The sequence below is a fragment of the Euzebya tangerina genome (assembly GCF_003074135.1).
GTDB lineage: Bacteria > Actinomycetota > Nitriliruptoria > Euzebyales > Euzebyaceae > Euzebya > Euzebya tangerina.
Genome location: NZ_PPDK01000001.1, coordinates 354,773 through 367,225 on the forward strand (window position 1 = coordinate 354,773; position 12,453 = coordinate 367,225).

A 12,453-nucleotide genomic window follows, 5' to 3' on the forward strand; every position below is an offset into this window, starting at 1 on the left:
CGCCCGCCGGATCCGCGATGATGCCGCCATGAGCCATCTGGAGTCCGCCACCCGGCCTGACATCGATCTCGACGTGCTGGCCGAGGTCGAGCAGCGCGTGCTGTGGTTGGCCACCCGGATCGTCGACCACGCCAACCGGCGGGGGGACGCCGGCGTCAAGGTCGGTGGCCACCAGGCCTCGTCCGCCTCGATCACCTCGATCATGACCGCGCTGTGGTTCGGCCACATCGGCGGCCGTGACAGGGTGGCCGTCAAGCCGCACGCCTCGCCCGTCTACCACGCGATCAAGTACTTGACGGGTGAGCTGGACCGGTCCTACCTGACCACGCTGCGCCAGCGAGGAGGCTTGCAGGCCTACCCCTCGCGGACCAAGGACCCCGATGTGGCCGACTTCTCGACCGGCTCGGTGGGGCTCGGGGCCGTTGCGCCGTTGTTCTCCGCGCTGACCCGCCGGTATCTGGACAGCCACGTCGGGGCCGCCGACCCGGCACGCTTCATCGCCCTCGTCGGGGACGCCGAGCTGGACGAGGGCAACGTGTGGGAGGCCGTGGCCGACCCGGCCACCGCCGGCCTGGGCGCGTTCACGATGATCATCGACCTGAACCGCCAGTCCCTCGACCGGGTCATCCCCGACATCGCGGCGACCCGCATCAAGCAGTTCTTCGCCAACGCCGGCTGGCACGTCGCGGAGGCCAAGTACGGCCGAAGGCTGGCGAAGGCGTTCACCGAGCCGGGTGGGGATGCGCTCGAGGCGCACATCGACGAGATGCCCAACGAGGCCTACCAGGAGCTGTTCGGACTGGCTCCCGCGTCGGCGCGGGCAGCCTTCCTGGCTGGGGCCGATCCCGCCGTCTTGCGGCTGGCCGACGAGTATGACGACGAGGCACTCAAGGCACTGGTCACCGATCTGGGTGGGCATGACCTCGGGCTGCTGCTGGACACCTACCGGGCGTGCGATGCCGAGCAGGAGCGACCCTCGGTGGTGTTCGCCTACACGATCAAGGGCCACGGGCTGCCGATGGCCGGCGACCCGCTGAACCACGCTGCCCTGCTGGATCAGGCACAGGTCGAGGCGTTCCGCGACGAGCTCGGGCTGACCGCCGAGTCGGAGTGGGACCGCTTCGACCCCGACTCCGCCGCCGGCCGACTCTGCGCTCAGGTCGGTGGGGCCATCAACAACCCTCCCCCGACGCCCAGACCGCAGCTGCCCGTCCCGGCATCCGCCCGCCGGCTCACGACCAGCGGGAGCGTCTCGACACAGGACGCCTTCGGTCGGGTGCTGTCCAGCCTGGCTGACGTCGACGGCGTCGGTGAGCGGATCGTGACGACGGCGCCGGACGTCTCGATCTCGACCAACCTCGGCGGGTTCATCAACAAGTGCGGCGTCTATCACCACACCGAGCGCGCCGACCACGGCGGTGCGGACCGACTGCTCAAGTGGGCCCCCGGCCCGACCGGCCAGCACATCGAGCTCGGCATCAGCGAGATGAACCTCTTCATGCTGCTCGGCCAACTCGGGCTGGCGCACGACCATCATGGGCATCACCTGCTGCCCATCGGGACGGTCTACGACCCGTTCGTGCTGCGCGGGCTGGATGCCTTCATCTACGGCCTGTACAACGACGCCCGCTTCGTCGTCATCGGCACCCCGGCTGGGGTGACGCTGGCCCCGGAGGGCGGTGCGCACCAGTCGACGATCACCGCCTCCGTCGGTGCGGAGCTGCCCAACCTGACCACCTACGAGCCGGCCTACGCCAGCGAGGTCGACTGGCTGCTGTGCCACGCCTTGGCCGAGCTCGGTCACCCGGACGGGACCAGCAGCTACCTCCGACTGTCGACCCGGCCGCTGGACCAGTCGCCGTTCGCCGAGGCGCTCGAGCGCATGGGCGAGAAGCAGCTGCGCCGCCAGGTCATCGGCGGCGGGTACGTCCTCCAGCCCGCACCAACGGACGGGCAGCCCGGTGTCACCCTGATCACGACCGGCGTGATGGCGCCGGAGGCGCTGGCAGCCGCCGAGACCCTGGCCATCGAGGGGGTGCAGTCGAGCGTGGTGCACCTGACCAGTCCCGAGCGAATCTACGACGACTGGCGGGCCGGATTGACCACGGCGACGCGGTCAGCTCGGATCGAGCGACGGGCCAGCCTGCTCGAGCAGTTGGTCCCCGTCGAGCAGCGGGACTGGCCCGTGGTCAGCGTCCACGACGCCGCCAGCCACAGCCTGGCCTGGATCGGCTCTGCGCTGGGCACCCGACAGCACACGCTGGGCGTCGACAGCTTCGGTCAGTCGGGCACCATCGCCGACCTCCACGACATCATGGCGATCAACGCCGGAAGCATCACCAACGCTGCGCTGTACGCGCTGTCGCAACTCGACGAGCCGGTGCGGGAGCGCTCGGCGCGGTAGGGCTGCGCCGGGGAGAGACTCAGGGCTCGATGATCACGGCCTTCGGCTCGGTGAAGAACTCGCGGCTGTAGGCGCCGCCCTCCCGCCCGATGCCGGAGTCGCCATACCCGCCGAACGGGGCTCGCAGGTCGCGAACGAAGAAGCAGTTGATCCACACGCTGCCGGCCCGCAGGAGGCCAGCGACCCGGTGCGCGCGTCGGAGGTTCTCGGTGAACAGCATCGCGTTCAGGCCGTAGGGGGTGTCGTTGGCGAGTGCGATGCCCTCCTCCTCGGTGTCGAAGGGCTGGATGACGACCACCGGGCCGAAGATCTCCTCGCACGCCACTCGGCCTGCGGGGTCGATGTCGGTGATGACCGTCGGTCTGACCGTCCACCCCGCCCCCACACCGCCGGTCAGGATCTTCCCGCCCTCCTCGGGGACGAGGTCCAGGTAGGAGGAGACCTTGCCGAAGTGCTCCTCGCTGGCCAGCGGGCCGATCTGCGTCGCCTCGTCGGACGGGTCGCCGACCACCATGGCCTCGGCCGCTTCGACGAAGCGGGCGACGAACTCCTCGTACACGGCGCGCTGGACGTACAGCCGCGATCCGGCCAGGCAGACCTGCCCGGCATTGGTGTAGATGGCCTTGATCGACCACTCGACGGCCGCCTCGAGGTCACAGTCCTCGAAGACGAGGTTGGCACCCTTCCCGCCGAGCTCGAAGCTGACCGGGGTGAGGTTGCGCATCGCGGCCTGACCGATCGCGCGACCGGTGTTCGACTCGCCGGTGAACGTGATGCGGTCGACACGCCGGTCGGAGGTCAGCCACTCTCCGACGTCATCGGGACCGAAGCCGAGGACGACGTTGAGGACACCTGGTGGCAGGCCGGCCTCCTCGGCGATCTCGGCGAACCGGGCGGCGGATGCGGGGGTCTGCTCGGCCGGCTTCAACACGACGGTGTTGCCGAACGCGAGCGCGGGGGCGATCTTCCACGAGGCCAGCATCAGCGGGAAGTTCCACGGTGAGATCGCGACTGTCACCCCGGCCGGGTCATGGGTGGTGTAGGCGTGGTGACCGGTCGTCATCGGCAGGCGCTCATCGGTGGCCATGGCGGCGTAGTCGGCGAAGAAGCGCAGGTTGTCAGCAACGCGCGGGATGTCCTTGGCGCGAGCGGCGGCGATCGGCTTGCCCATGTCACGGGAGTCGAGTTGGGCGAGCTCCTCGAGGTGCCCCGTGACGGCATCGGCGACGGCGTGGAGGATCTCCTGCCGCTCCCCGGGGGACATGCGCGGCCACGGTCCATCGTCGAACGCGCGGCGAGCGGCGGCGATGGCGTCATCGACGTCGGACCGGGTGGCGTGGGCGACGGTGGCCCAGACGGCCTGGGAGTGCGGGTTGACGGTCTCGAAGGTCCCGCCGTCCTCGGCGGGCCGGGACTGACCGTCGATGTGGAGCTGGATGGTGTCCATGGTGGAGTCCTTACCTCTGGGATGTGATCGTGACCTCTGGGATGTGATCGTGGTGGGTGGTCAGTCTGGTGGGTGGACTTCCCCTCCGGAGGAGGAGGGAAGTCCACCCGCAGGTGCCAGGGCGCGGCGAAGTTGGCCCACGGACCCGGCGATGTCCGTCGGGTCGCACCGGACCGATCTGATGCCGCAGGCCTGCGCCCCCTCGACGTTCTGCGGCTGGTCGTCGAAGAAGACGACCTGGCTGGCATCGACGTCCAGCACCTTCAGCGTGTACTCGAAGGCCTCCGCGGCCGGCTTCAGGAACCCGGCATGGGAGAGGTCGATGAGCGGGTCGAAGCGGCGGATGACGGTCATCCGCTCGATCCACTCGGGTGGGTGGAAGGCCGCGAGGTCGTTGGTCAGCCCGGCCGTCCGGATGCCTCGGCGGTCCAACTCGTCGAGCAGCGCCACGATCTCCGGACGGACGATCCGCGCCTCGTCCGTGTCGTACAGCTCGCGCATGAACGCAAAGGTCGGGTCCTCCGCATCCGGGTGGAATTCACTGGCACGGCGGTGCCAGTACTCCCGTTCGGTGATCTCCTCGCTGACCGCCTGCTGCCAGAGCAGGTCGGCCTCGGGGTCGAAGGGGCCCCGCCACTCGGTGTCGAGCAGCTCGAAGGGGGTCTTGATCACGACCCCGCCGAAGTCGAACAGCGCGACATCCGCGGCGCTCGTGCCGTCAGTCGTCATGGGGAGGCTCGATCCCGATCATGCGCTCGATGGGCGTGATGTCGCCCGTCCAGTCGCAGCGGTCGCAGCGGGTGTGGAAGGTGCGGTTCTCGCCCTGCCAGTACTCGATCGCGATCGACCCGGGTCCGTCGAGAGCACCGCCGCAGGTCGGACAGAACCGGGGCTGATCAGCGGCGTGGGCGAGGCGGTCCGGGTCCCACCAGTGAGCCCCCGTCAGCCGACGGTCCGCGACGGGCGCAGGGATCTCCTGGTGGTTGGACCAGGCCGGCTCCTTGCGGTAGACCTGCCCAGGTTGTGGCGGCTGAGGATCCGGCAGCGTGGTCACCGCTCCTCTCGAGGGCCAGAGCGGGCCGGCCCGGTGGCCAATCGCTTCCGCCGGGCGACCTCGGAGGCCGACTGCGCGATGAACTCATCGGCTCGCGCCACCGACCACGAGGAGTCACCGCGAGCGGTCGCCGCCTCGATGTACAGCTTCTTCATCTGGTCCATGGCCGGTGAGTAGCGCATGGAGCCGCCGCTCAGCCACGACATCGCGAACTCGGTGTAGTCCACGCCGAACTTGTCCTTCTCGCAGGGCAGACCGATCCGGTCGTGCGCCTCGTACGTGGTGCCGACCGTCGGACGGCCACCCTCGGCGACCAGCGCCATCTGCTCGCGGAACATCCGCCGCAGCATGATCACGCCGACATCGGACTTGCCGAGGTGCTCTCCGGTGCGGTCGTTGATGTCGCCCTGGGTGACCCAGGCCATGATGTCCTGCCCCTCGATGTAGTCGACGATGTGCTCGCCCCGCTCGTCGAGCCAGGGGAACTCGTAATCGACCGGGTAGACCTGCTCGGGGAAGTCGCTGAACCCCGGCGGCTGGTGGGAGGAGTAGAACAACGTCCAGGTGTGGGTGTCGTCGATCGGCACGCGGATCTGCATCTGCTCGATCCCGGCCCCGCCGACGCGCATGCAGTAGGGGAACACCAGCGGGTGGCCGACGGCCCAGTCGTCGGCATCCTCGGTGTTGCCCTCCAGCACACGCCGCTTGAGGATCCCCCACTCCATCTCGTCGAAGCCGACCTTGACGTGCTTCTTCTGGAACCCGGGAGGCGCCAGGAAGCCCTGCTGCTCGCCGAGGAACTTGAAGTACCGACCGTGCAGCCACTCCACGTGGTGCGGGTCCACGGAGTTCTCCATGATCTGCAGCCAGTTGCACGGCAGCACGGTGTGCCCGACGTCCTTGAAGCCCTCGTCGACGTAGACATCGAACTTGGGCAGCTCGGGGGCTGGGTTGTCCTCGGTGTCGGGACCGATGTAGACCCACACCATCCCGCCGAGCTCCTCCGCCTTGCCGGCCTGGGCGGTGATGCGGTCGCTGAACGTCGAGTCGGCAGGCTCGGCCGGCTGGTCCAGGCAGGAGCCGGTCTCGTCGAACAGCCACCCGTGGTAGCCACAGCGCAGCCCCTCCTCCTCGACGACCCCGTAGACCAGGGACGCACGGCGGTGCGGGCACAGTTCCTGCATGATCCCGTAGCCGCCGTCCGCACGCTTCCACAGGGCGAAGTTCTCCGCCAGCAGACGGACCTTCTTGATCGGCCACTCGTCCAACTCGCGGACGAACGCGACCGGGTACCAGTAGTGACGCAGCAGGTCGCCCATGGGGGTCCCGGGGCCGACCTGGGTCAGCTGCTCGTTCAGTTCCTGCTTCAGCATGGTGAGCTCCTTTGGAGCGGTGGTGACCGGGCCCCCTGAAGGCGGGCCCGGTCAGGCCTGCTAGATCTTCGTCACTTTCCCGGTGTTGCCGTCGACCCGGATCATGTCGCCGGTCTGGATGGCCGTGGTGGCGTCGCCCGTCCCGGTCACGGCGGGCACGCCGTACTCGCGGCAGACGATGGCTGCGTGGCTCATGAGCCCGCCGATGTCGGTGACCGTGGCCTTGATCTTGGAGAAGACCGGCGCCCACGACGGTGCGGTGATGGGGGCGACGAGGATCTCCCCCTCCTGGACCTGGCCGATGTCATCGGCGCTCTGCACGATGCGGGCTGGACCTTCGGCCGTGCCGGGAGAGGCGGCCATGCCGGAGACGCTGCCGTCGTCGCTGTCGGTCGAGAGCCACCCGTCGATGGAGTCCTCGGTGATGCCCCACAGCATGATCGTGAAGGGCTCGGTGACGACCGCCGGTGGCGGGCCGAGGGCGTTCGGCTGCTTCGACGCCTCCAGCGCGTCCACGATCTTGCGACGCTTGGCGATGATCGGCGGCCAGTGGTGTGGCCCGGCTGGGTTGGCCCCGACCGCCCACGCGGTGTAGAGGTCGAACAGCAGGGTGTCCATCTCCTCGCGACGGACGAAGTAGATGTCGTCAGGCTCGACGAAGAAGCCCTCCTTGACGAGCATCGAGCCCAACTCCCGCGACTTCTTCCAGAACACCGACATGGACCAGTGCTCGATGTAGAAGTTGTGGTTCTCCACGTAGGGGAACACGGTGCGGGCCAGGCCGAGCTTGCCCTGGAAGGCCTCACGATCCTCGTCGGAGGCCAGGAACTCGGAGTACTCCTCCACGATCCGGTCACGCTCGGCCCGGATGGCCTCCATGGGCCGGGAGATGTCCTCGCCGGCCTGCAGCTTGGTGATGTAGTCGTGGACGAAGGAGTACGGCACCGACCGGTCCTGCATCCAGGTCTTGTCGTAGTAGTAGAAGCCGGTGCCCGAGGAGAAGTTGAACCACGGCTCCGCCACCTCCTCCCAGGCGGCCAGCCACTGCTGTCCGGCCTCACCGGACAGCGCCGCATGGACGGCATCGACGTCGTCGTGCTTGGCGAACGCATCAGCCACACCCAGGTCGATGGCCTTCTGCGCCAGCTTCTTGAGCTCCTCGTTGGGGCGGAACAGATCCACCTCGATGCCCGCCACCATCTTTGCGACCGCGAGGTCGGGGATCGAGGGGAACGCCTCCTTGCAGAAGCCGAAGAAGTCCAGATAGGCGGCGTAGCCGAGGTTCAGGAACTCGAAGTGGTACTGCCAGATCTTCTGGGCGAGGTCCTGGAAGCGGTGGTACTCCGCCTGCAGATCCCAGCCCGAGCCGACGCCGCGGCCGGAGGTGATGACCTCCATGTCCTCGGTCTCGGGCAGCGGCGAGAAGTCGATGGACTCGAGCGCCGCGATGTTCTCCTTGACCTTGTCGAGCCAGCTCTCGTACAAGTCGTCCCAGTTGGCGAAGTAGTGGCCCGCCCGTTCCATGAACTGCGGAGCCCGGGCCTCGATGGTGGCACCGTCGTCGATCGTCACCGGCGAGAAGTACGGGTAGCCGTTGAGGATGCGGAAGTCGATGCCGTTGGCGGGCGGGATGAGGTAGTGCCGGGAGTTGTACTGGGACAGACTCGCGATGGCGTACATCAGGTGATCGGCGTCCCAGGGCGACATCGCCCAGCCCCAGTGCATCGAGTCCATGAACCAGAACGTCGAGTCCTCGTACTCACGACGCCCCTCGGAGAACAGGACGGAGTAGGGGTACAGCTCCTCCCAGCCCTCAGCCCCCTCGGGGGTCTCGATCTCGAACGGGCTGGGGAATCGCTTGTCGGTCATCGGCTCGTGCTCCTTGCTCGTGGTTGTGGTGTCCCGCGCTGTGTGTGGGTGTGGATGGGGTGGTGGGCGTGCGTGGTCAGTTCGCCTTCTCGGCCTTCAGGGGGGCGGTCAGGGTCGACACGATCGACCCCAGCGGGTCGTAGGTGCCGCGACTGACCGAGGTTCGTGCCTTCTGCGACCAGACCGTCTCGGGACGGGCCTGCAGCAGCACGATGTTCTCCCCGTCCGGCAGGTGGCGGTCGAGGGCCCACTCGACGTCCTGGGGGCAGCCGTAGTGCTTCTCGGCACGGCGGGCCATGGCGGCGACATCACAGATCTCGGCGTCCGTGATGCACTGGCTGGTGCGGCGCTCCGCCTCCACCTCGAGCGTCTCCACACCGGAGTCGGTCCGGCGGATCTCGATGTGCTTGTCGGAGATGACCCGCTCCACCACCTCGCGGAGCACCTTGTCGACCAGGTAGTTGTCCGGGGTGACCTCGCCCGAGACCACCGCCTCGCCGAGCCCCCAGGAGGCATCGATGGCCACCTGGGTCCGGTCGCCGGTCAGGGGGTTCAGCGTGAATGCCACGCCGGAGGCGCGGGGGTCGACCATCTTCTGGATGCCGACCGACATCGCGATGGCCTGATCGTCGAAGCCCATCTCGTGGCGGTAGGCCAAGGCCCGGTCGGTGAACATCGACGACCAGCACTTCGCGACGTGGGCCAGCACGTTCTCGGCCCCGTGCACCCACAGGTAGGTGTCCTGCTGGCCGGCGAAGGAGGCGTCCGGGAGGTCCTCCGCCGTGGCCGAGGAGCGAACGGCGACACCGACGTCGGAGACCCCGCAGCGGCGGCAGAGCTGCTCGTAGGCGGTGAAGACCGCCTCCTCGATCTCGCCGGGGACCGCCAACTTCTCGATCTCGCTGCGGATCCGACGGGACACGGCCTGCAGACCCGTCGGGATGTCGAAGTCGATCTCCCCGATCAGATCGTTGATGAGGACCGTGAGGTCGTCGTGGCTGCGGAGGGTGTCGTAGGCGTTCGTCGTCACCGCGAAGCCCGGTGGGACGGGTAGGCCAGCGCCCATCATGGTTCCAAGGCTCGCGTTCTTGCCGCCGACGCGGTGACGGTCACGCTCCTCGTCGTACTCGTCGTACCAGACCACGTACTCGCTGGAGCCGGTCATGCGCCGAACCTCTGGGACGGCACGAGTAGCCGGGCGGGACGTCCACGCCGACTCCGCAACGGTCGGACAAGCCCTGCACATCCGCTGGTTCCTCTCATCTGTCGTTCGGCTCCTTCTCGCCCGCGGACGGTCTTAGCTGGCTTCAGCCGTGGGGGGCACCCACTGCTCGCCCTGTTGCCAGGTCGGCAGTTGGTCGATCTGGGGGACGTGGATCTCCTGCACCCGGTTGCGGTAGGAGACCAGCGCCTCGGTGCCCCCCTCGAAGACCTTCACGCGGACGTGCTCGGTGTTGTAGGGCTCGCCAGGGTCGTAGCCCAGCGCCGCGATGGCGAAGGCGCGGATGGGCCCCGAGTGGGTGCACACCATCATCCGTGATCCGGGATGCTCTGATGCCAGCCGGTGGATGCCCTGCCAGAACCGCCGCACACACATGGCCGGTGGCTCGAAGTGGAACATGGGGATCTGCAGCCAGTGCTGGATCGGGTCGGCGCCGCCCTGCTGGGTCCGCCAGAACCGGTCGATCTCGACCAGCCACATCGGGCGGTCCCCGAGCGCGGTCCGCTCGAACTCCTCGAGGGTCGTGTAGTACTGCCGGAAGGCTCCCGTCACATCGCGGATGCCATCGGGCGTGGCGACCCCGAAGTTGCGGAACTCCGGCATCGGCGCGGTGTCGACGACCGTGACGTCCTTCTCGAACATCTGCAGGCCGTCGTGCAGTCCACGGGCCAGGTTCTGAGCGGTCTCCCGTGCCCGGTTGGTGTCGGCGTTGCGGATCACGACCGTCTCGCCGTCCGAGACCCGCTTGGCGATGGTGTGCCCGTAGGTGTGGGCCTGCCAGTTCCCGGCCGGCGTGAGCCCGGACTCGGTGGAGTATCCCTGGGTCTCACCGTGCCGGATCAGGTAGACGTCGGCGAGGATCTGCTTCTTGGCCCGTGGTGGAGCGGAGATCTCCTTGGTCCGGTTATCCTCGGACATGGCCTGCTGCATGCCGAGGCCCACGCGCTCGTGCAAGGGCGGGAGGGCCTGGGTGACGGGGCCGGTGTCCTGCGCCTGCTTGTCCCGGAAGCGCCGCAGGTACAGCGGGGTGGTGTCATCGCCTGCCTCGTCGCTCGACGGCGCCGTGGTCTGCCCGTTGCGCCCGGCCCGCTGTCGGGCGTTGTAGTCCGAGAGGTACTTCGGCGGATCGACGCGCTGGGTCGTGGGCCGGGAGGCCGGCTGCTCGTTCGTGACGTCGCTGCTCATGCCTGCACCGCCCTCATGAGTGCACCGTCAGGAAGTTCTGATCGACGACGCCCTCGTAGTAGAAGATCGCCCGACCCATCTCCGCCTCGGTCCAGGTGATCGGTTCGCGCTCCGGGTCGGCGAAGTAGCCGCCGGTGTAGACCTCGTTGCGATTGCCGGCCGGGTCGAAGAAGTACAGCCCCCAGCCGCGCGTGGCGCCGTGACGCGTCGGACCGGCGTCGATCGTCACGCCGTGGTAGGCGCAGATGTCGGCGGCCCGGCGCAGGTCGTTCCAGTCATCGACCCAGTAGGCCATGTGGTGGAACCCGCCGTCCGGGCCGGTGACGAAGGCGATGTCGTGGGGCGTGTAGGTCCGCTCGAGGAACGTGGCCAGTTGGTGGCCGTCGTCGGCCAGGATCTGCTCGGTCAGGCGGAAGCCCAGCACGTCGGTGTAGAACTCGGAGACGCCGTCGACGTCCTCGCACATCAGGAAGATGTGGTCCAGGCGAGGCGGGTGGATGCCGGTCAGGCCCTGCGGCTCGGGCGGCGGGTTGTGCAGGGGCAGGGCGTTGCCGATCTGCTCCATCCCGTGGACCAGTTCGGTCACATGACCCGAGGGTCCGGTGAACCGGATCGTGGTCCCGCTGCCGGGGCCGAGCTCGCCCTTCTCGAACCGCTTCACGGCGATTCCGGCCGCCTCGATCTTCGCCCCGAGCTCATCCAGATCCTCCGCGTCCTGGACCTTGAACCCCATGAGCTCGAGGCCGTAGGTCGGCGCGTAGCGGAGGATGAGCGAGTGGTGCTGCTGCTCGTCCCAGCCCTTCAGGTAGACCGCGTCGTCCTCGCTGGCCGTCTCGATCAGACCCATGACCTCGGTGTAATAGGCCGTCGAGAGTTCCAGGTCGGGAACACGAACCTCCACGTGGGAGAGTCGAAGGATGCCCATGGTGCTATCTCTCCTGCCTAGGTGTGGACCGTGACGAAGCGTTCGTTCACTTCGCCCTCGTAGTAGAAGACGGCCTGGCCGATGTTGTCCTCGGTCCAGGTGATGGTCGGGAAGTCGGGGTCGGGCCGGTAGCCGCCGGTGAAGACCTCGTTCCGCGTACCCATCGGGTCGAAGAAGTAGATCGTGTTGCCCCGGGTCACGCCGTGACGGGTCGGCCCGACGTCCACGGCGATGGCGTTGTAGGCCAGGATGTCCGCGGCACTCCGGACGTGGTCCCAGTCGTCCAGCCAGAAGGCGAAGTGATGGAGTCCGCCGTTGGTGCCGTTGACCACTGCCAGGTCGTGCGGGGAGTGCGAGCGCTCCATCCACACGCCGATCTGGTGGCCGTCGCCGCCGACCAGCTGCTCGGTCATCCGGAAGCCGAGGACGTCCATGTAGAACTTCGCTGACTCACCCACCTCTTCGGCGTTGATCAGGAGGTGATCCATGCGGGGGGGCGCGATGCCCTGCAGGTTGATCGGGATCTGCGGGTTCACCTTGCCGACACGGCCGCCGACCTTCTCGACGTCGTGCACCAACTCCATCTCGTGGCCGGACGGGGTCTGGAAGCGGATGGACTCGCCCTGCCCGACCTCCTCCCCCTTGCTGACCCGGTCGACGTGGAAGCCGAAGGTCTCGACCGCCCGCTCGAGGTCGTCGAGGTCGTCTTCGCGCTCGACCTTGAAGGAGAACCGGTCCATGCCGACGCGGGGGTCATACCGGACCGCGAGGGAGTGGTGATCCTCCTCGTCCCAGCACTTGAAGAAGACACGGTCACCGTCCTCCTCGCTGATGTCCATTCCCATGACGCCGGTGTAGTAGGCCCGGGCGAGGTCAAGGTCCGGGACGGTGATGTCCACGTGGCTCAGTCGGAGGATTCCCATTGGCGTGACGCTATTCGCATGGTTGAGGCGCACGGAAGGACTGTCCCATCT

10 protein-coding genes are annotated in these 12,453 nt (G+C 67.9%); 1 reads left to right on the top strand and 9 read right to left on the bottom strand.

Features of this window, described 5'->3' with window-relative positions:
- The first annotated feature begins 28 nt into the window (after nucleotides 1-28).
- Nucleotides 29-2,404, top strand: a complete 2,376-nt coding sequence (locus C1746_RS01695) for a transketolase-like TK C-terminal-containing protein (protein WP_116715526.1) — start codon at nucleotides 29-31, stop codon at nucleotides 2,402-2,404.
- Between the two features lie 19 nt (nucleotides 2,405-2,423).
- Here the strand turns inward: C1746_RS01695 and C1746_RS01700 are convergent, their stop codons facing one another.
- The 9 genes from C1746_RS01700 to C1746_RS01740 form a co-directional block, all read right to left on the bottom strand.
- Nucleotides 2,424-3,851: an aldehyde dehydrogenase gene (locus C1746_RS01700; RefSeq protein ID WP_116712975.1), complete on the bottom strand. Its 1,428-nt coding sequence runs from the start codon at nucleotides 3,849-3,851 to the stop codon at nucleotides 2,424-2,426.
- A gap of 60 nt (nucleotides 3,852-3,911) precedes the next feature.
- Nucleotides 3,912-4,580: an HAD-IA family hydrolase gene (locus C1746_RS01705; RefSeq protein WP_116712976.1), complete on the bottom strand. Its 669-nt coding sequence runs from the start codon at nucleotides 4,578-4,580 to the stop codon at nucleotides 3,912-3,914.
- Entirely contained in the window at nucleotides 4,570-4,905 is a 336-nt protein-coding gene (locus C1746_RS01710; protein WP_205711642.1) for a hypothetical protein, read from the bottom strand. Before C1746_RS01710 ends, C1746_RS01705 begins: the two co-directional genes overlap by 11 nt.
- Nucleotides 4,902-6,278, bottom strand: a complete 1,377-nt coding sequence (locus C1746_RS01715; RefSeq protein ID WP_116712977.1) for an aromatic ring-hydroxylating oxygenase subunit alpha — start codon at nucleotides 6,276-6,278, stop codon at nucleotides 4,902-4,904. Before C1746_RS01715 ends, C1746_RS01710 begins: the two co-directional genes overlap by 4 nt.
- A 60-nt stretch (nucleotides 6,279-6,338) precedes the next feature.
- A complete protein-coding gene (locus C1746_RS01720; protein WP_116712978.1) occupies nucleotides 6,339-8,147 on the bottom strand; it encodes a PEP-utilizing enzyme in 1,809 nt (602 codons plus the stop codon).
- A 76-nt stretch (nucleotides 8,148-8,223) separates the two neighbouring features.
- Nucleotides 8,224-9,312: a PEP/pyruvate-binding domain-containing protein gene (locus C1746_RS01725; RefSeq protein ID WP_116712979.1), complete on the bottom strand. Its 1,089-nt coding sequence runs from the start codon at nucleotides 9,310-9,312 to the stop codon at nucleotides 8,224-8,226.
- A gap of 132 nt (nucleotides 9,313-9,444) precedes the next feature.
- Nucleotides 9,445-10,554, bottom strand: coding sequence for a histidine phosphatase family protein (locus C1746_RS01730; RefSeq protein WP_116712980.1), 1,110 nt, complete (start codon nucleotides 10,552-10,554; stop codon nucleotides 9,445-9,447).
- Between the two features lie 13 nt (nucleotides 10,555-10,567).
- Nucleotides 10,568-11,479, bottom strand: a complete 912-nt coding sequence (locus C1746_RS01735; RefSeq protein WP_116712981.1) for a catechol 2,3-dioxygenase — start codon at nucleotides 11,477-11,479, stop codon at nucleotides 10,568-10,570.
- A gap of 17 nt (nucleotides 11,480-11,496) precedes the next feature.
- A complete protein-coding gene (locus tag C1746_RS01740; protein WP_116712982.1) occupies nucleotides 11,497-12,402 on the bottom strand; it encodes a catechol 2,3-dioxygenase in 906 nt (301 codons plus the stop codon).
- Nucleotides 12,403-12,453: the final 51 nt, after the last annotated feature.